The sequence below is a fragment of the Aurantiacibacter zhengii genome, from assembly GCF_003584125.1.
Taxonomy (GTDB): Bacteria; Pseudomonadota; Alphaproteobacteria; order Sphingomonadales; family Sphingomonadaceae; genus Alteraurantiacibacter; species Alteraurantiacibacter zhengii.
The window spans coordinates 21,854-41,349 of record NZ_QXFL01000001.1; the positions used below are offsets into that span (position 1 = coordinate 21,854).

Sequence of the window (19,496 nt, forward strand, 5' to 3'; positions counted from 1 at the left end):
GACGATGACCGATCAAAGCAACACGCCCGAGCCGCCGAAGTCTCTGCTCGAACGCGCCGAAAGCATGTTCGGACTGGCAGGGTACAAGCCTGCAAAGGTTCCGCGCGAGCTGAAGAAGCCGGTGAACCGCCGTCCCAAGCGGGCGACGCCCAAGGCGAAAGCGCCTGAGGCGATCTCTGCTGAACCGGCGCAGCCTGCTTCCGCGCCCGTCGCTGCGCCAGCGCCGGAGGCGGCACTATCGCCCGCTCCGGTCTACGAAGATGTAACGTTCAGCGACACCGTCCACCCGATCGATCGCGATTGCCTGCTCCGCTATGGGCTGATCAACCCCGAAGGTCAGGTGTCGGAGCTGCTGGAGGAGTTCCGCATCGTGAAGCGGCAGGTGCTGCAGTCGGTGCGCCAGGCGCAGGACAAGCGCACGGATGGGCTGGCGCAGCGCGTGCTTGTCTGTTCGCCGCACCCCGACGAGGGCAAGAGCTATTGCGCGGTGAACCTGGCGCTGGCGCTGGCAGCGGAAAAGGACTGCGAAGTGCTGCTGGTGGATGCCGATTTCGCCAAGCCCTCTGTCCTCAAGATGCTGGGCCTGCCCAAGGGGCCGGGCTTCATGGACGTTCTGGCACGTGACGACTTGATGGTAGAGGACTGCGTCCTCAACACCGATATCGCCGGCCTGTATGTCCTGCCTGCTGGCAACCATACCACTTTGGACAGCGAATACCTTGCCAGCCATCGCACGGCGGAAGTGCTTGATCGCCTGACCCGCGCCGCGCCCAGGCGCATCGTCATTTTCGACAGCCCGCCCGCCCTGGCCGCATCTCAGGCGGCCGAACTGGCCAACCATGTGGGGCAGGCCATCGTGGTGGCCCGCGCGGATCGCACGGGCCAGAACGCGCTGGAAGATGCCCTGACCCTGCTTTCGTCCTGTCCTGATCTCAAGCTGCTGCTGAACGCAGCCCATTTCAGCCCCAGCGGGCGCCGCTTTGGCGCCTATTACGGGGAGGAGGTTTGATGGCCGTGCTCGCCAAGTTTACCACCACCGCCAGCCTGGCGCTCGCGCTCGCGCTCTTGCCCGGTTCGGCGCTGGCCCAGCAGCAGGAACCGGCCGCTGCATCCGCCGCGCAGGACGGCGCCGATGCCGGGCGCGACGAACGTACCCGGCGCGCCGACATTGCGCCCTATATCGAGGCATCGCAGGTCGTTACTGCGCAGTTGCAGCCGGGCGACGACGTGCTCACCTACACGCAGCTTGCCGCGGGCGTGGATGCGACAATCGCCGGTCGCAACAGCGCCGCCTCGGCCTCCCTGCGGTACGAGCGGGATATCGGCTACGGCGATGCAGTGGATAGCGATACGGTTTCGGGCATCGCCCGCGCGTCGGTCGGCCTGGTGCGCCAGGGGATCACGCTGGAAGCGGGTGGTCTCGCTTCTCGCACCAGCGTCGATGCAAGCGGTTTCAGTTCTATCGGCCAGATCGGGGGGAACGAGGATTCCACCAGCCAGATCTATTCGGTCTATGCCGGCCCCTCCGTGCAGACGCGGTCCGGCCCGGTCGAGATCAGCGGGCAGTACCGCCTCGGCTATACCCGGGTGGAATCGCCCGATGCTGTGGTCGTCGCCCCGGGCGAGGACGCGGTTGATATCTTCGATGACAGCGTAACCCACAACGCCGCGCTCCGCGTCGGGTTGGCACCCGGCACCGTAGCTCCGGTCGGTGTCGGAGTAGGAGCCGGGTGGAACCGGCAGGATATCTCCAACCTCGATCAGCGCATTGATGACAAGTATGTTCGCGGCGACGTGACCCTGCCAGTCTCGCCCAACGTGGCCCTCGTGGCCGGTGTGGGATTCGAGGATGTTGAAGTCTCCAGCCGCAACGCATTGCTGGACGAGAACGACAATCCCGTAATCGGCCCGGACGGTCGCCTCGTCACCGACGACAGCCAGCCACGCCAGATCGCTTACCAGACCGATGGCCTGATCTGGGACGTGGGCGTCATGTGGCGACCCAGCCGCCGCACATCGCTGTCAGCCACGGTGGGCCGCCGCTACGGCTCCACCACCTATTACGGCTCGCTGTCCTATTCGCCCAATGCGAACTCGGGGCTCAGCGTTGCGGTGTACGACAATATCACCGGCTTCGGCGGACAGCTGACCGATGCAATCGACCTGCTTGGCACCGATTTCCAAGCGGTGCGTAACCCGATCTCTGGCGATCTGGGTGGCTGCGTGATCGGCGTGACCGGCAACAACTGTACCCTGGCACAGCTCAATTCGCTGCGGTCCTCGGTCTTCCGCAATCGCGGCGTTTCGGCCAGCTATTCCGCCGTCGCCGGGCGCACCAGCTTCGGCCTGGGTGCGGGTTACGATCGGCGCAGTTTCATCGGCGGCGAGAATACCGTGCTGGCCAGCATCGATGGCGTAGTGGACGAAAGCTACTACGTCGCGGCCAATATCGCGCACCAGCTGGACCGCAATTCCGGCCTGTCCGCCGGGGCCTATGCCAGCTGGTTCGATGCAGGCGCAGGCGATCTGGGTGACGGCATCGGCTACTCCGCTTCTCTCGCCTACAACCGCGACATCTGGCGTGGACTGACCGGCGTTGCCGCCGTCGGCATCGATGGCATCAGCCGCGACGACGATCTTACCGACTATTCTTCCGCTTCGGCCCTCCTGGGCCTTCGCTACACGTTTGACTGAAGGGTCATCAAGGAGACCAGACCCATGTTCGATAACTTTTATGGCCTCACCGGCAAGCCTTTCCAGCTGACGCCCGATCCGGAATTCTACTTCCGTTCGATCACGCATCGCAAAGCCTTGTCCTACCTTGGCTATGGCCTGGCGCAGGGCGAAGGTTTCATCGTGATCACCGGCGAGGTTGGATCCGGCAAGTCGACGCTTGTCGCGCACATGATGGAGAGCCTGGACGAAAGCCAGGTCACCGTGGCGCAGATCGTGACGAGCAAGCTGGACGGCGAAGAGATCGTCCACGTCGTCGCTCGCAGCTTCGGCCTCGATATCGAGGGGCACGACAAGGCGACCGCGCTGACCGAGATCGAAAGTTTCCTGCACGAGGAAGCCCGCGAGGGTCGCCGCTGCCTGCTGGTAATGGACGAATCGCAGAACCTTTCCGTCTCTGCCCTCGAAGAACTGCGCATGCTATCGAACTTCCAGCTGGGCAACCACCCACTGTTGCAGACGCTGCTGCTGGGTCAGCCCGAGTTCCGCGCCACGATCCAGAGCGATCCGGGACTGGAGCAGCTACGTCAGCGTGTGATCGCCGCGCACCACCTGGAGCCGATGCAGAAGGGCGAGATCGAGCCTTACATCATCCACCGCCTGAAGAAGGTTGGCTGGGACGGCAATCCCGCTTTCGACCAGCGCGTGTTCACCGAACTGTACGAAGCGAGCGGCGGCATTCCGCGCCGGGTCAACCAGGTCGCCAACCGCCTGCTGCTGCTGGGCGCCGTCGAGGAGCGCAGCCGCATCGACGCGGCCATGCTGCAGAACGTGCTGGCCGAAATGGAGGCCGAGCGCGCATTCCCGGAAGCCGCACCTGCACCCATGCCCAAGGCGGAGGTGAGCTACGAACCGGTAAAGGCTATGCCCACCACGCCGCGCGTCGATAAGGAAATGCTCGAGGAATACCTCGCCGAACGCGATGCCCAGATTGCCGAATTGCAGCAGGCCATTGTCGAAATGGCAGAGCAGCGTGAGACCGATATCGAAGAGAAGGTGAATCCGGAAATCGAGACCCTGCGCGCCCAGCTCGCCCGGGTGGAGGCCAAGTGTTTCGAGCAGGAACGCACGATCCGCCAGACCCTGACGATGCTGATCGACTGGATCGAAAGCGAAATGGATTCCAGCAAGGCCGCTTGAACCACCCCGCGCGCGGCAAATGCGCCAGGAGCTTGACCCACGTGAACGCGCTTAACTTCGCCAACAGGCCATCCAGGGCGAACCCCATTGTCAACGGCCTGTCGGTCGATGTCGAGGACTGGTTCCAGGTGGGCGCGTTCGAGGATGTGATCGAGCGCGACCAATGGGCCGGGCTGGATGACCGGGTGGACCGCAATGTTCGCCAGATCCTCGATCTGTTCGATGAAGCGGGAGCACGGGGCACCTTCTTCACGCTTGGCTGGGTGGCACAACGTCACGGCGGTCTGCTGCGCGAAATTGCCAATCGGGGGCATGAGATTGCCAGCCATGGCTGGGATCATCAGCGTGTGTTTCGCATGAACGCGGCGAGTTTCGCGACCGACATCGCCCACACGCGGACTGTTCTGGAAGACGCCAGTGGCACCCACGTAGTGGGCTACCGTGCGCCCAGCTTCTCCATCGATGCCCGCACGCCCTGGGCGCACGAGGTCCTGGCCGAGGCGGGCTACCTCTATTCGTCCAGCGTCGCCCCTGTGGCGCACGATCATTATGGCTGGCGGGAAGCCCCGCGTTTCGCTTTCAAGCCCGTTGCAGGCAGCAACTTCGTGGAATTGCCGGTCACGACGGCGGTGTTTCGGGGCAAGCGCCTGGCGGCGGGCGGTGGCGGGTTCTTCCGGGTGCTGCCTTATGCCTTCAGCCGCTGGGCCATCCGCCAGGTCAACCGCACCGATGAACGCCCGGCCGTATTCTATTTTCACCCTTGGGAAATCGATCCCGGCCAGCCCCGCGTGGCCGGTGCACCGCTGCGATCGCGCCTCAGGCATTATACCAACCTGGACAAGATGGCGGGTAAGCTTGAGCAGCTGGTGCGCGAATTCCACTGGGGGCGTATGGATGGCGTGGCCAAGCGGGAAAACCTCCGGCTTCGGCTTGAGCGTGCGATAGGCGGATGAATGCGCCATTCGCCCTGACGCGGGAGACCGTTCGCGCGGTCGATCTGCGACAGCCCGACGAGGTTGCCCTTGTCGAGGGGTTCGTGGCCGAACAGGGCGGGTCGGTCTTCCACCGTCCCGCGTGGCTGCAGGCCGTAGAGCATGGCACCGGCCAGCAGGCTTGCGGACTAGTGGCGGAGAAGGCTGGCCGCCTGACCGGATGGCTGCCGCTGACGCAAGTTCACTCACCCATCTTCGGCAGGTTGCTCGCCTCGTCGGGCTTCGCCGTGGAAGGCGGGGTCCTCTGCGAAAGCGAGGAAACGGCACGGGACTTGTGCGATGCAGTGCAGGAATATGCCCTGCGCCTTTCCTGCACCGATGTGGAACTGCGCGGATCTGCATCCGGCCAGGGTTGGGCAATCAGCCAGGACAGTCATTGCGGTTTCGTTGCCCCCCTGGCCGATGATGCCGACAAGCAGCTTACCGCCATTCCGCGAAAACAGCGCGCCGAGGTGCGCAAAGGTCTGAAGAACGATCTGAAGGTTACCACTGGCACGGCACCGCTGAATCGGGCGGCGCATTACCGCGTCTATGCAGAAAGCGTGCGCAATCTGGGGACGCCGGTATTTCCACGGGCGCTGTTCGATGCGGTGCTCGACAGACTGGACGCAGATATCCTTACGGTGTGGGACAAGGGCCAGGCGGTAGCCAGCGTGCTGTCGCTCTACCATCAGGGGGCCGTCATGCCCTACTGGGGCGGGGGCACCTGGGATGCACGCCGCCTGCGCGCGAACGACCGGATGTATTACGAACTGATGCTGCACGCCCGCCGTCGCGGATGCGACCGGTTCGACTTCGGACGTAGCAAGACCGGTAGCGGTGCCTATCATTTCAAGAAGAACTGGGGTTTCGAACCGCAGCCGCTGTCCTACGCGCGATGGACCGCGCCGGGACATGCGGCGCGCGACGCGGACCCGACCAGCAAGCGCCACCAGTCGCGCATCGCCATGTGGAAGAAGCTGCCCCTGCCGGTCGCCAACTTCGTCGGACCATTCATTGCGCGTGGCCTTGGCTAGGGGGCTGGAGTGCGTGGCGAAATCCTCTTTCTTGCCCATCGCGTGCCGTTTCCGCCCGACCGCGGGGACAAGATACGTTCGCATCACGTCCTGAAAGCCCTGGCGGAAATCGCACCGGTTCATGTGGGCTGCCTTGCTGAAAACTCGACTGATATCACGAACGAGCATAGACTCGCCGAAGTGGCTGCCAGTTGGTGCATGTCCCGCCGATCAAAGCCGCTGCCGGTGGCTGGCGTAGAGGCCTTGCTGCGCGGCCAGCCCGTGAGCCTGACGGCCTTTCGGTCCGAGGCGCTCTCGCAATGGGTAAACCAGTTGCTGGCAGAGCGCGACATTGGCGCGATCTACGTGTTCTCTGGGCAGATGGGGCAATATGTCCCGCGCGACTGGCAGGGGCGGCTGCTGGTCGACCTGGTCGACGTCGATTCCGCCAAGTTCGAGGCGTTTGCCGAGGCCGGACGCGGGCCACGTAGCTGGATCGATGCACGAGAGGGCAAGCTGCTGCGCGGTGTGGAGGCCGAACTCGCCAAACGCGCAGATGCCACCTTGCTGGTAAGCGAGGCCGAGGCCGACCTTTTGCGCAAGCGTGTGCCGACGCCGGATCGTATCCGCGCGCTTCGCAACGGGATAGATTGCGCCGCATTCGATCCCAAGGCGGTCGAGCCGGAGCAGGCACTGGCCAGCGGAGGCCCGCACTACGTGTTTACCGGCCAGATGGACTACGCCCCCAATATCGATGCCGTCCGCCGCATGACGAATGCGATTATGCCCGGCGTGCTGAGCAAGCTGCCATCGGCGCAGTTCCATATCGTGGGACGTGCCCCCACCCGCGAAGTGATGGCACTGGACGGGGTCAACAACACGCGCGTTGTGGGCGAAGTTCCTGATACCCGGCCTTGGCTGGCCGGTGCAGATATCGTGGTGGCTCCGCTCACGATTGCCCGCGGGGTGCAGAACAAGGTGCTGGAGGCGATGGCCATGGCGCGGCCCGTCATCGTATCTCCCGATGCGGCTACGGGTATCGAGGCCAAAAGCGGTCGGCATTTCATCGTCGCCTCGAACGATGCGGCGTTCGTGGAAGAGCTGCTTCGCCTGTCGAACGATTCCGGAACCGCCCGTGCGCTGGGGCACAGCGCCCGGCAGTTCGTCCTCGATACGATGAGTTGGCCCGCGATGCTTTCCGATTTGCCGCGCTTGCTGGGACTTGAACAGGTGGCCCCGCGCGATGCCGCTTGAGGCGATCTCTCCGCGCCGAGCATTGCTGGCCGAGCGGATCGCGCCAGCCTGGCGCGCGCCGTTAATGCAGCTGGCGCTTGCATGGCTCGCTGTATTCGCGCTCTTCGCTGCGGACTGGGCCGCGATGATGCTACAATGGTGGAACAGTTCCACCTACAATCACATCCTGTTGGTGCCGCTGATCCTAGGCTGGCTGGTCGTGCAACGCGCGCCCGAACTGGCAAAACTGACACCGCGGGCCTGGTGGCCGGGAGTGGTGCTTGTCGCAGGAGTGCTGTTCGGCTGGTTGCTGGGCGACATCTCCGGAACGGCGACGATCTCCCACTTCGGCCTTGTCCTGGCGCTGCAGAGCGCTGTCATCACGATACTTGGCCCGCGCATCGCATGGGCCTTGCTGTTTCCGCTGTGCTTCGCCCTGTTCCTTGTCCCGATAGGGGAGGAACTGGTGCCCGCGCTGCAAATGATCACCGCGCACATCACCATCGCGCTGACCCATGCCAGCGGTATCCCCGCGATCATCGAGGGTGTTTTCATCGACACGCCGGCCGGTCTCTTCGAAGTTGCCGAGGCCTGTTCGGGCGTGAAGTTCCTGATAGCCATGGTGGCGCTCGGCACGCTCGTCTCGCACGTGTGCTTCCGCTCCCCGTGGCGGCGCGCGGGATTCATGGCGGTGGCGATCATCCTTCCCATCCTTGCCAACGGCGTGCGGGCGTGGGGCACGATCTACATCGCCCAGTCGCAAGGCATCGGCTTTGCCGCCGGGTTCGATCATATTTTCTATGGCTGGATATTTTTCGCGCTGGTCATGGCTGCGCTGCTGGCAATCGGCTGGAAGTTCTTCGATCGCCATGTGGACGATCCGTTCATTGATGCAAAGAAGATCGCAGAGGCAGCCTGGCCCGCCCGGCTCGAGCGGTTCGGCGGAAACGGCTGGACCTTGCTCGCAGCCTGCGCCGCCACGGCGCTGGTCATGCTGGCGTGGTCGGCCAATGCTCGCGGACTGGATGCGCAGGTTGCGCAGGACGTTGCCCTTCCTCAGGTGAGCGGCTGGACCCGCACCGCGCTCGACCAGACCTATCGCTGGCAGCCACGCACGGGCGGGGCAGACCGGCGCATGGTCGCAAGCTACCGGGATGGGCAAGGCAGGGTAGTCGACGTCGTTTTCGCCATTTACGGCGCTCAGGAGGACGGGCGCGAGGCCGGTGCCTACGGCGAGGGCGCGTTGCCGCTCGATACGGAATGGCGCTGGCTGCAGTCGCAGGATGCCCCTTCGGGCGGAGCAGGAGACCGCCTGCAGGCGCTGGGAACGCAGCAGCGGGTCGCCTACACCTGGTATCGCCATGGCGAGTGGACCGGCAGCAGCCGCCTGCAACTCAAGCTTTCGAACATGCGCGACCGCCTAATTGGCACCCCGCAGCCCACCATCATGCTCATTCTCTCCGCAGAGGAGACGGCTTCGCAGGACGCCGGGGCTGTACTTCACGATTTCCTGCAATCCACCGCTCCCCTGCCGGAGTGGATGGACGATATAGCGCGGCTGGACTAGTTCGCGCTCATGTGCGGCATCGCGGGCCTTTTTCATTGTGGAACCATCAAGCCGGTCGACCCGTCGCGGGTGGAGCGCATGACCGATGTCCTCGCCCATCGCGGACCGGATGGGGCGGGGGTGTGGACGGCGCCCGGTGTGGGGCTGGGCCATCGGCGCCTGTCCATCATCGACGTGGCAGGATCTCCGCAGCCGATGCACTCGGCCAGCGAGAGGCTGGTCATCACATTCAACGGTGAAATCTACAACTTCCGGGACCTGCGCAAGGAACTGGAGGCACGCGGAGTGAAGTTCAGGACCGAGGGCGACACCGAAGTCATCCTCGCCGCCTACGAACAATGGGGAGCGGAATGCGTCTCCCGCCTGAACGGCATGTTCGCATTCGCCATCTACGATCAAAAGCGACGCGAACTGTTCCTGGCGCGCGACAGGTTCGGCGTGAAGCCTCTGTTCTACGTACAGCTTTCCGATGGCTCGATAGCTTTCGCATCGGAACTCAAGGGTTTGCTGGCGCATCCTCTCATGCGTCGTGAAGCCGATCCCCGCGCTGTTGAGGACTACATGGCGTGGGGCTACGTGCCCGATCACCGCTCCATCCTGAAAGGCGTGCAAAAGCTTCCGGCCGGTCACACGCTGCTGTTGAAACACGACAGCCCCCTGCCGCAGCCGCAGCAGTACTGGGACATCAGCTTTGCCGATCGTCACAAGGGCAAGGCGAAAGATCTGGAGGCGGAGCTGCTGCACCATCTGCAGCAGGCGGTGACAAGTCGCATGGTGTCCGACGTTCCGCTGGGTGCTTTCCTGTCGGGCGGGGTCGACAGTTCCAGCGTGGTCGCCTTTATGGCCGAGGCGAGCCGGCAGCCGGTGAAAACCTGCTCCATCGGGTTCGACGTCACCAGCGCTGACGAGACGGGTTACGCGCAGCAGGTCGCCCGCATTTTCGGCACAGATCACAACGCCCGCACGGTCAGCGCCGACCAGTTCGACGCCATCGATACGATTGCCGGAATGTTCGACGAACCTTTCGCCGACGCCTCTGCCCTGCCGACGTGGCGCGTGTGCCAGCTTGCGCGTGAGACCGTTACCGTCGCGCTATCGGGCGATGGCGCAGACGAAGCCTTTGCGGGCTACCGGCGGCAGGTGTTCCACGCGCATGAGGAGCGCCTTCGCGCGCTGATACCGGATCCGGTGCGGCGCAATGTGCTCGGTTCACTGGGGCGGATATATCCCAAGGCCGATTGGGCACCCCGACCGCTGCGGGCGAAAACGACGCTTCTCTCCCTCGCCGGTTCGGGGGAGGAGGGGTACGCCCGTGCGCTCTCCTTTCTACCGCCCGAGGGGCGTTTCGCAAACTACTCGTCCGATCTGGCGGCCGATCTCGGCAGCTACCGCGCCGAGCAGCCGCTTTACGACCTCATGGCAAAGGCACCCATGCGCAGCGGGTTGGACCAGGCGCAGTATGCGGACCTGAAGTTCTGGCTGCCGGGCGATATCCTCACCAAGGTCGACAGGACGAGCATGGCAACCAGTCTGGAGGCGCGGGAACCGCTGCTCGACCATCGCTTGGTCGAATTTGCCGCGGGCCTGCCGGAAGGGCTCCGTGTGAAGGGGCGACAGGGCAAGTGGCTCCTGAAAAAGGCAATGACGCGCTATCTTCCGGACGACATCCTGTATCGGCCCAAGCAGGGCTTCGTCACTCCGATAGCGGACTGGCTGCGCGGGCCGCTGGCGGGCAAGGCGCGCGGCATTGCCAAGAGCGCGATGCTGGCGCGAACGGGCTGGTTCGACAATGCGCGTATCGCCGCGATCGCAGAGGATCACATCGCCGCCCGTGCCGACCATTCGCGGCTGCTGTGGCAACTCATCATGCTGGACCGGTCGCTGGCCCGGTTGGGGATCGCCTAGTCCTGCACACCGTGGCCCTGAGCCATGTATTCCTCGCTCTGCATTTCCTTCAGACGGCTGACGGTCCGCTGGAATTCGAATGCGCCATCACCTGAGGGATAGATATCTTCCGGCTCTGTCGCGGCGGTGGCAAACAGCTTCACACGGTTTTCGTAGAGCGCATCGATCAAGGTCACGAACCTGCTCGCCTCGTTGCGCATGTCCTTGTCCATCTGCGGAATGCCGACGATGATGACCGTGTGATAAGCCTGCGCGATGGCGAGATAGTCCGGTGCGCCCCGTGCCTCTGCGCACAGGCGCTTGAAGCTAAAGACAGCAACGCCTTTAAGGCTTTTCGGCACGTGCAGGGACCGGCCGCCGCCAACGGCGAGCTCTTCCGACGGCACGTTTTCGGCATCTTCGGGCGGATAGTCCGTCAGGCGAAAGAACGCCTCACGCACCTTTGCGGTGGCTTCGTCGCCCAGCGGACAGTGCCAGGTCGAAAGGCCGCCGATACGCTCCATCCGGTAATCGGTGGGGCCGTCGAGCTCCACCACGTCCATCTCGGCCTGGACCAGGTCGATGAAGGGCAGGAAATGCTCCCGGTTGAGGCCGTCCTTGTACAGTTCGGACGGATGGCGGTTGCTGGTGGTGACGACCGTGACATTGTGCTGGCAAATCAGCTGGGTGAACAACCGGCTCATTATCATGGCATCGGCGGAGTTGTTCACCACCATCTCGTCGAAAGCGAGAACCTTGAGGTTCTTCGACAGCTTTTCTGCCACGGGCGGGATCGGGTCACCGCTCTCGCTCTTGCGCGCTTCCCGCAAGGCTGCATGGACTTCCTGCATGAAGGCGTGGAAGTGGACGCGCCGCTTTTCGCCGATATTGAGAGAGCTGTGAAACAGGTCCATCAGCATGGACTTACCCCGGCCCACACCGCCCACCATATAGACGCCCTGCGGACGCACCTTCTTGCGGCTGAACAGCTGGCCGAGAAGCCCACCCGACTGTTCCGACTCCAATTCCTTCTGTAAAGTGGCAAGCCGCTCCGCCGCACGGCGCTGGTCCGGATCGGGGCGAAGTTCGCCTGCGGCAATCAACCGTTCGTAGCGCGACAGCACGTTCATTTGCGCGGGATCTTTCGCAGTATTCCTGAAAACGAGCCTATGAGATCGTCTTCCTGCACTACCTGGCCCCTTACGAACACCATCCGCCCGGTTTCCCGCACGACTTCCACTACGGCATCGAGCGGACGGGTAGGATCGCCGGGAGCAAGGAACTGGTTGCTGAGGTCTACCGTGACCCCGCTTTCGAGCCTTTCACCCAGAAGAATGCTGCTGCCTGCGAACATCGCGACATCGATCAGGCCGAGAATCGCACCGCCGTGGATGACGCCGTGCGGGTTGGTCAGCATCTCGCGCGGGAAAACGCGGATGCGCGCGTGTTCGCGATCGTCGAGCCTGGCCAGCATCAGGCCCAATACGGCCTCGTTGTACCGGGTGCCCTCCGCTGCGCCCCATTCGCACCAGCCGGGATGGTCGGGATGCTCTTCGCGCAGGGCCGGCGACTTGCCTTCTGTCACAGGTCTCAGACGTGCCGCTCCACCTGCATCTTCTTGATCTCGGCAATAGCCTTGGCCGGGGAAAGCCCCTTGGGGCACACGTTGGCGCAGTTCATGATGGTGTGACAGCGATAGAGGCGGAAGGGATCTTCCAACTCGTCAAGCCGCTCTCCGGTCATTTCATCGCGGCTGTCTGCCAGCCAGCGATAGGCCTGCAGCAGGATGGCCGGGCCAAGGAACTTGTCGCTGTTCCACCAGTACGACGGGCAAGCGGTTGAGCAGCAGGCGCACAGGATACACTCGTACAGGCCATCCAGCTTGTCGCGCTGTTCGGGCGATTGCAGCCGCTCCTTGCCCGAAGGCGTGGTGGAAACGGTTTGCAGCCACGGGCGGATGCTTGCGTACTGGGCATAGAAGTGCGTGAAATCTGGCACGAGGTCCTTCACCACTTCCATGTGCGGCAGCGGGGTGATGCGAATGTCGCCCTTCACATCCTCGATCGCAGTGGTGCAGGCGAGGCCGTTCTTGCCGTTCATGTTCATGGCGCAGGAACCGCAGATACCCTCCCGGCAGGAGCGGCGGAAGGTGAGCGTGGGATCGATCTCGTTCTTGATCTTGAACAGTGCGTCCAGGACCATCGGGCCGCATTCGTCCAGGTCGATCTCGAACGTGTCGTAGCTGGGGTTCTTCCCGCTGTCCGGATCGTAGCGATAGATCTTGAACTTGCGGATTTTACCGCCGCCCTCCGCCTTGTGGACTTCGCCGTCGTTGCGGATCTTGCTGTTGGCGGGAAGAGTGAACGTAGCCATGATCTGATTGTCCCTAACGCGTCTGCGTGCCTATCTACTCATTCATCGGCCAAGGGCAAGTGAAGGCTTGGGAAATCCCCGCATTCGAGCGCTTGCCGCTGGTAATGTGGAACACCTGGAACAGTGTCCTGAAGCGAAAACCTTCTTCTCGCCATACAGGGGCGGGCGGACGGCGGGAATACGGGCGAGAGCGGGTGTTTTGGAGGGCATGGACAACGCCTATGTCGCCAGTGGAAATGTAGGAAAGGATAGCGATGGGCTGGAAGCGCGCAGCAGTGTTCGGCAGCAGCGGCGGCATCGGTGCGGCCTTGGTGGAAGCGCTGGCCGCCAGCGGCGCGCATGTGCTGGCAGGATCGCGCAGCGGGAGGGGACCGGATCGCGCAAACGTGAGCAACTTCCGCTTCGACCTGAAGGACGAGGCAAGCATTGCCGAGGCCGCCATATCATGGCGCGGCTATCCGCCAGACCTGGTGATCGTTGCAACCGGAGTGCTGACACTGGAAGACGGCACGGGGCCGGAGCGCAGCTTCAAGCATCTCGACGCTGACGCCATGGCGCGCATGTTTGGCCTCAACACCATCGGCCCGGCGCTGGTGGCAAAGCACGTGCTGCCCTTGTTTGCGCGAGACGAGCCGGCGACGTTCGCAGCCATTTCTGCCCGTGTCGGTTCCATCGGGGACAACCGGATCGGCGGTTGGCACAGCTACCGCGCCAGCAAGGCCGCGCTGAACATGCTGATCCGCAACTTCGCCATTGAGCTTGCTCGCACGCACAGGCAGGCAATCGCCGTGGGATTGCATCCGGGGACGGTGGACACCGCGCTGTCGGAACCGTTCCAGAACAACCTGCCCGAAGGCCAGTTGACCGCGCCCGGACAAAGCGCGGCCAATCTGCTGGATGTGCTGGCCAACCTGGGCCCGAAGGACAGTGGCGGTGTCTTCGATTACAAGGGAGAGCCGGTCGAGCCCTAGCTCATCAGGCCGTGCCGCCGCCAGCATTCCGCCAGCAGCGTTTCAAGCAGGTCCGCATGGCTGAAGCCCGCCTGGGCGGCAGCCTTCGCCATGACCTTTTCGCTCCACAGGTTGCAGTTCAGGTTGATCTCGATGAAATTGATATCGCCGGTCTTCAGGTCCACGCGGAATTCGATCCGGCCATAATCGAACGGGGTCAGCTCTTTCGCGACCTTCTTCGCCATTTCTTCGATCTTGGGAGCAAGTTCGGGATGGTCGAAACGCTTCAGCGCAGCCTTTTCGGTGTTGGGCACCAGGTCGCGCTTTTCGTAATAGGTCCACAGCTTCTGCGTATTCTCCCGCTCGTACCACAGCATGGGCAGGGCGGTCGGTTCGTTGTGAAGCGTGATGAAGGCGCACTGCACGTCGTAGCCGTCGAGGTAGGGCTCCACGATGGCATCGTGTCCCTGTCCGTGGATGTCGGCCAGAGCATTGGTCACGCCGTTCCAGTCAAAGGCATCGGAAATGCCCCAGCTGGCGGACGATGCGTTGGGCTTGATGACCCATCGGCCATCGGGGGAGGGCGGCAGGTTTTTCTCCAGCACGGGCGCGCCGCGGCGATAGCAGAACCACGGCGCGGTGGGCACGCCGGCATGTTCGCACACCAGCTTGGACACCGACTTGTCATCGCCCAGTCCCCGCAGGAAGGGCATGGCGCCAAGGTAGGGAATGCGATGCATGTTGCACAGGATGGGAATCAGCATCTCGCTGTTCACGAAACCGCCGCGGTTGAGCAGCGGGAACACGAAATCCACCTCCGGCGGAGTGAACAGCACATCGTAGCTGTTGGCAAATTCCAGGTTCAGGCCGAGGTTTTCCAGCGTCGTGCGCACCTCGTGGTGGTAGATGGCGTGATTGCCATCTTCCGGGTGCATGCCGCCGCCCCACAACGCATGCTTGGCCATGAACAGCATCTTCACGCGTTCCTTGGCATCTTCGGTGATACGAATGGGGGCAATTTCGCTCGTCATGGACTCGGCCTTTTCTGGCGTTGGCAAGGCCGCGGCGGATAATCCCAAATCGCACCGCGTGCAATCGCAGTGCGAATGGGCTTTGCAAATTACCGGGTCCGTGAAACACTCCGTTCTCTCGCGGCGAACCAGGGGATGCAGCCATGGGGATCGGAAAGTGGTATGACGAGACCGTGCTGCCCCGCGTAATATCGCTCGGCTGCGGCGCGCCCGAAATCGCCGAATTGCGACGCGAGGTCGTGCCCCTTGCCAAGGGCGCCGTGTTCGAACTGGGTTGCGGCGGTGGTTTCAACCAGCCGCACTACGACGCCAGCGCAGTGACCAGTTTTTCCGGCATCGATCCCAACGCCAGCCTTCTGAATGGCGCCCGGAAACGCGCAGCCGAAAAGGGGTGGGATGCCCACATCGTTGCAGCCGAGGGAGAGGACATTCCCTTTGGCGACGGCGCGTTCGATACCGTCGTGTGTACTTTCACGCTTTGCTCGGTAAGCGATCCCGGCCGTGTTCTTTCGGAAATGCGCCGTATCCTGAAACCGGGCGGCAGGCTGCTGTTCCTGGAACACGGGAAGGCTCCCGATGCCGGCCCGGCCAGGTGGCAGCGCCGGATAGAGCCGGTGTGGAGGCGGCTGGCGGGCAATTGCCACCTTACCCGCGAGATCGGCGGTTCCATCCGCGCCGCCGGGTTCGAGATCGACCCGATCGGACAGGCTTATTTCGCAAAGGCTCCCCGGTGGGCGGGCTGGATGGAGTGGGGGATCGCCAGACGGGCCGGAGCCTGAGGGCGAGCCCTAGTTCCAGTCCTCGATTTGCGGTTTGGGAATGTCCATTCCCAGGCGCTGGCCAAGCACCCATTCGCAGATGGCATAGGTGCGTTCATTGTCGACATCGATGGCCAGCGCACCGTCTTCGAACACGACCGGCCGCAGCTTCGCGCCGAAGCGCTTACCGACACGGTCCAGCCCGCGGGCGAAAGTGACGAGTCCGAGGCGCATCAGCACGATATTGAAAATGCCCGCAGCGCGGACCATGCGGCCCGGATTGGACTGGAATTGCCCACCTTCGCGGAATATTTCGGCCGCTTTCAGGCCTTTGTCGTTGGCAAGGCCATAAATGTTGCAGTTGGCGTAGCCCGCATCCTTGAATTCGTAGAAACCGCGCTGGCCGCGCTCGTGCACAGCGCGCACGCGCTCTTTGGTGGTTACCCCGATCACCGCATCGGCATCCCGCATCGCGCTGCGCACCTGTTCGAAACCGTCATGGGTGAGCAGGACGTTATCTGCCGTCGTAATCACGAACGGTCCGTCTTCGCCCTTAGAGGCGGCCAGTACGCTCTCGACGATATTTGCGTCGCTATCGACCAGCGTGATCGGGGTGCCGCGATCACGGAAGGTTTCCAGCACCGGGTCAACTTCGGCCTGGCCCTCGGGCTCCAGCACCACCCTGATCTCGCGGATGTCAGGCAGCGTGGTGAGCGCTTCCATGACATGCGCGATCAGGGGGCTGCCGCAGATCGGCGCCAGGCACTTGTGGCTGACCCCCGCGCGCTTGGCTAGGGGGTTCACCACGCCAGTGCGCTGGGCCGCCAACACGATGACGGTGACGGGCAGGCTATCCATCGCTGGCCTCCGTTTACTGACCGCTATCAGTTACCGAACGTACGTTGCCACCATCCACGACGCGGGGAACCGTCTTCGTTGGTTCCGCCATCGTCATTTTCCGACTGGTCCGACGCTTCGGCCTGGTCTGCGCCGCTCTGCTGCGCCTCGGCCTGCGGTTCGGCAGTCTCGGTTGCCTTGGCGGTTTCGGTAGCCTTGGCAGGTTCGCCTTCGGATGCAGCCGGTTCGGCCTTTTTGCGACGGGTGCGCTTGGGCTTCGGCTTTTCCTCCGCTTCAGCCTCGGTGGTATCAGCCTTGGCGTCTTCGGCCTTGGGGCCTTCGACAGGTGCATCGGCCTTCTTGCGGCGGGTGCGTTTGGGCTTCGGCTTTTCCTCGGCCTCGGTCTCGGCGTCTGCCTTTGCAGCGGGAGCTTCCGTCACGGCTTCGGCGGGGGCTTCCTCGTCAGCCTTTTTCCGGCGCGTGCGGCGCTTGGGCTTGGGATTTTCTTCGGCAGCGGGCTCTTCGGTTACCTCGGCCTTGGCGGTTTCGCCAGCATCGCTCTCCGCCGCCTGGGCAGGAGCTTCATCGGACGACGTATCATTGTCGTTCGAGCTGCCATCCTCGTCACGACGCTTGCGGTTGCGACCCCGGCCACCGCGCCGACCGCGGCGTCGGCGCTGCTTGTTGTCACCATCGTCGTCCGAACCTTCACCGGATGAGGAATCGCTGCCATCGCTGTCGTCGGAATCGTCGTCGTCATCGCTGGGCGAATCGCCGGAGTCGCGATCCTGCTGGCGATCCTGGTTGTTGCGTCCGCGACCGCCACGGCGGCGGCGGCGACGCTTCTTCTGCTGGCCGCCATCGTCGTCACTGTCGTTTTCGCGGTCGTCGTCTGCCTCGTCCTCGTCGGCTACGTCGTCATCGTCCTCGTCGTCCACGATGGGCTCGAACTTGGGAGCCTGCGACGGGCGCGGACCGGACGAGGATACACGCATCTTCGCGCCTTCATCCTCGCCTTCCGGCTTCACCTCGACGGTGACGCCGTACCGCTGCTCGATTTCCGCAAGGTCGGCGCGCTTGGTGTTGAGCAGGTATACGGCGGCTTCGGTGGAGGCGAACAGCGTGATGACCGTTCCCTTGCCCTTGGCAGCCTCGTCCTCGATCAGGCGCAGCGCGGAGAGACCAGCGGAACTGGCCGTGCGGACCAGGCCGGTGCCGTCGCAGTGCGGGCACTGGCGGGTTGTCGCCTCCAGCACGCCGGTGCGCAGGCGCTGGCGGCTCATTTCCATCAGACCGAAGCCCGAAATACGGCCCACCTGGATGCGCGCGCGGTCGTTCTTCAGCGCATCCTTCATGCACCGCTCGACCTTGCGCACGTTGCCGGTGCGCTCCATGTCGATGAAGTCGATCACCACCAGGCCGGCCATGTCGCGCAGGCGCAACTGGCGGGCGATTTCTTTCGCCGCTTCCAAGTTGGTGTGGAGCGCGGTCTGCTCGATACCGTGCTCCTTGGTGGACCTGCCCGAGTTGATGTCGATCGACACCAGTGCCTCGGTCGGGTTGATGATCAGGTAGCCCCCCGATTTCAGCTGCACCATCGGGTCGTACATCGCCGAAAGCTGGTCTTCCGCGCCGTATCGCTGAAACAGCGGAACTGGGTCGTTGTAGGCTTTAACCCGCCGCGCGTGGCTGGGCATGAGCAGCTTCATGAACGACTTGGCGGCCTTGTAGCCGGCCTCGCCTTCCACGACGACTTCCTCGATCTCGCGGTTGTAGATGTCGCGGATGGCGCGCTTGATCAGGTCGGAATCGGAGTGGATCTGTGCAGGGGCGCTGCTCGACATGGTGCGTTCGCGGATTTCGTCCCACAGCCTTGCGAGGTAGTCGAAGTCGCGCTTGATCTCGGTCTTGGTGCGCGAAAGCCCGGCGGTGCGCACGATCAGGCCCATCGACCGGGGCAGCTTGAGGTCGCTGACAATGCTCTTCAGACGCTTGCGATCGGAACCGCTGGAAATCTTGCGCGAAATGCCGCCGCCGTGGCTGCTGTTCGGCATCAGCACGCAATAGCGGCCCGCAAGGCTGAGGTAAGTAGTAAGGGCAGCGCCCTTGTTACCGCGTTCTTCCTTGGCGACCTGCACCAGCAGCACCTGGCGGCGCTGGATTACGTCCTGGATCTTGTAACGGCGACGCAGCGCCTGGCGCTTGGCCCGTGCCTCGTCGATTTCCTTTGCGCGGCTGCCACCCTGGCGGCGACCCTGCGGGCGACGACCCTTGCCACGACCGCGACCGCGTCCGCGGGGCTTGCCGTTATTCTCGTCCTCGTCGTCGGAATCGTCATCGTCGTCCGACGCTTCATCTTCGCCGTTCTCGACATGACCGTCCTCGATCGTGGAGACGTCGTCCTTCTCGCTGGTGTCGATTTCCTCGACTCCGGGCTCGTCCTCGTCATCGTCCTCGCCATCGACGTCCTCGTCGAGCGGGGCTCCGTCCTCGTCCTCGTCCTCTTCGGCGCGAAGTTTGGCCTCTTCCTCGGCAGCAGCCTGCTCTTCTTGAAGCAGCGCTTCGCGGTCTGCAGCGGGGATCTGGTAATAGTCCGGGTGGATTTCGCTGAAGGCGAGGAACCCGTGCCGATTGCCGCCAAAGTCGACGAACGCCGCCTGCAGCGACGGTTCGACACGCGTTACTTTTGCCAGGTAGATATTGCCCTTGATCTGCTTGTGTTCAGCAGATTCAAAGTCGAATTCCTCAATCCGGTTTCCCTTGAGCACTGCCACCCGTGTTTCTTCCGGGTGGCGCGCATCGATAAGCATGCGGGTTGCCATTTAGTATTCTCCGGGCGATCGCTGCCGCCCCGGTCACACGGCATGGTGCCGGGCCGGGGGGTGAGGATTGCCGATATGTGTGGGGCCCGCGATAGTCGCGGGTGTTGGAAATCGGCACGCTTCCCGTCCGGCAAGGTGCCGGTTCCAGGGTTAGCGTGCGAAACGTGTCTGTCGCGGTGTG

16 protein-coding genes are annotated in these 19,496 nt (G+C 63.5%); 10 read left to right on the forward strand and 6 right to left on the reverse strand.

Annotated elements, in window-relative coordinates:
- The first annotated feature begins 4 nt into the window (after positions 1-4).
- From D2V07_RS00110 to D2V07_RS00145, 8 genes are read left to right on the forward strand one after another with little or no spacing between them, the layout of a single operon-like run.
- The gene (locus D2V07_RS00110) at positions 5-1,009 is read left to right on the forward strand and encodes a P-loop NTPase family protein (RefSeq protein ID WP_119583998.1); all 1,005 of its coding nucleotides are present in this window, start codon (positions 5-7) and stop codon (positions 1,007-1,009) included.
- Positions 1,009-2,694, forward strand: coding sequence for a preprotein translocase subunit YajC (locus tag D2V07_RS00115; protein WP_119583999.1), 1,686 nt, complete (start codon positions 1,009-1,011; stop codon positions 2,692-2,694). Before D2V07_RS00110 ends, D2V07_RS00115 begins: the two co-directional genes overlap by 1 nt.
- Before the next feature lie 24 nt (positions 2,695-2,718).
- Complete coding sequence (locus D2V07_RS00120) at positions 2,719-3,873, forward strand: XrtA/PEP-CTERM system-associated ATPase (protein WP_119584000.1); 1,155 nt, start codon at positions 2,719-2,721, stop codon at positions 3,871-3,873.
- Positions 3,874-3,905: 32 nt separating this feature from the next.
- Positions 3,906-4,826, forward strand: coding sequence for an XrtA system polysaccharide deacetylase (locus D2V07_RS00125; RefSeq protein WP_233548177.1), 921 nt, complete (start codon positions 3,906-3,908; stop codon positions 4,824-4,826).
- A complete protein-coding gene (locus tag D2V07_RS00130) occupies positions 4,823-5,881 on the forward strand; it encodes a FemAB family XrtA/PEP-CTERM system-associated protein (RefSeq protein WP_119584002.1) in 1,059 nt (352 codons plus the stop codon). Before D2V07_RS00125 ends, D2V07_RS00130 begins: the two co-directional genes overlap by 4 nt.
- A gap of 9 nt (positions 5,882-5,890) precedes the next feature.
- Positions 5,891-7,114 carry a TIGR03087 family PEP-CTERM/XrtA system glycosyltransferase gene (locus tag D2V07_RS00135; protein WP_119584003.1) on the forward strand — a complete coding sequence of 408 codons (1,224 nt, stop codon included), beginning with the start codon at positions 5,891-5,893 and terminating at the stop codon, positions 7,112-7,114.
- The gene (gene xrtA, locus D2V07_RS00140; RefSeq protein ID WP_233548178.1) at positions 7,083-8,660 is read left to right on the forward strand and encodes an exosortase A; all 1,578 of its coding nucleotides are present in this window, start codon (positions 7,083-7,085) and stop codon (positions 8,658-8,660) included. The genes D2V07_RS00135 and xrtA overlap by 32 nt, the downstream gene beginning before the upstream one ends.
- A 9-nt stretch (positions 8,661-8,669) precedes the next feature.
- Positions 8,670-10,565, forward strand: coding sequence for an XrtA/PEP-CTERM system amidotransferase (locus D2V07_RS00145; protein WP_119584005.1), 1,896 nt, complete (start codon positions 8,670-8,672; stop codon positions 10,563-10,565).
- Here the strand turns inward: D2V07_RS00145 and zapE are convergent.
- From zapE to D2V07_RS00160, 3 genes are read right to left on the reverse strand one after another with little or no spacing between them, the layout of a single operon-like run.
- Complete coding sequence (gene zapE, locus D2V07_RS00150; protein WP_119584006.1) at positions 10,562-11,674, reverse strand: cell division protein ZapE; 1,113 nt, start codon at positions 11,672-11,674, stop codon at positions 10,562-10,564. The genes D2V07_RS00145 and zapE overlap by 4 nt on opposite strands.
- Positions 11,671-12,129, reverse strand: a complete 459-nt coding sequence (locus tag D2V07_RS00155) for a PaaI family thioesterase (RefSeq protein ID WP_119584007.1) — start codon at positions 12,127-12,129, stop codon at positions 11,671-11,673. The genes zapE and D2V07_RS00155 overlap by 4 nt, the downstream gene beginning before the upstream one ends.
- A 5-nt stretch (positions 12,130-12,134) precedes the next feature.
- On the reverse strand, positions 12,135-12,917 hold the full coding sequence (locus tag D2V07_RS00160; protein ID WP_119584008.1) for a succinate dehydrogenase iron-sulfur subunit: 783 nt from the start codon (positions 12,915-12,917) through the stop codon (positions 12,135-12,137).
- Positions 12,918-13,171: 254 nt separating this feature from the next.
- Here D2V07_RS00160 and D2V07_RS00165 point away from each other — a divergent pair, with 254 nt between their 5' ends.
- Positions 13,172-13,888 (forward strand): SDR family NAD(P)-dependent oxidoreductase, encoded by a 717-nt coding sequence (locus D2V07_RS00165; protein WP_119584009.1) that lies wholly within the window; start codon positions 13,172-13,174, stop codon positions 13,886-13,888.
- Here D2V07_RS00165 and D2V07_RS00170 read toward each other — a convergent pair.
- Positions 13,885-14,898: a D-alanine--D-alanine ligase family protein gene (locus D2V07_RS00170; protein ID WP_119584010.1), complete on the reverse strand. Its 1,014-nt coding sequence runs from the start codon at positions 14,896-14,898 to the stop codon at positions 13,885-13,887. The genes D2V07_RS00165 and D2V07_RS00170 overlap by 4 nt on opposite strands.
- A 143-nt stretch (positions 14,899-15,041) precedes the next feature.
- Here D2V07_RS00170 and D2V07_RS00175 point away from each other — a divergent pair, with 143 nt between their 5' ends.
- The gene (locus tag D2V07_RS00175; protein ID WP_119584011.1) at positions 15,042-15,677 is read left to right on the forward strand and encodes a class I SAM-dependent methyltransferase; all 636 of its coding nucleotides are present in this window, start codon (positions 15,042-15,044) and stop codon (positions 15,675-15,677) included.
- 9 nt (positions 15,678-15,686) lie between these two features.
- Here the strand turns inward: D2V07_RS00175 and D2V07_RS00180 are convergent, their stop codons facing one another.
- Complete coding sequence (locus D2V07_RS00180) at positions 15,687-16,514, reverse strand: NTP transferase domain-containing protein (protein WP_119584012.1); 828 nt, start codon at positions 16,512-16,514, stop codon at positions 15,687-15,689.
- A 26-nt stretch (positions 16,515-16,540) separates the two neighbouring features.
- Complete coding sequence (locus D2V07_RS00185; RefSeq protein WP_119584013.1) at positions 16,541-19,315, reverse strand: Rne/Rng family ribonuclease; 2,775 nt, start codon at positions 19,313-19,315, stop codon at positions 16,541-16,543.
- Positions 19,316-19,496: the final 181 nt, after the last annotated feature.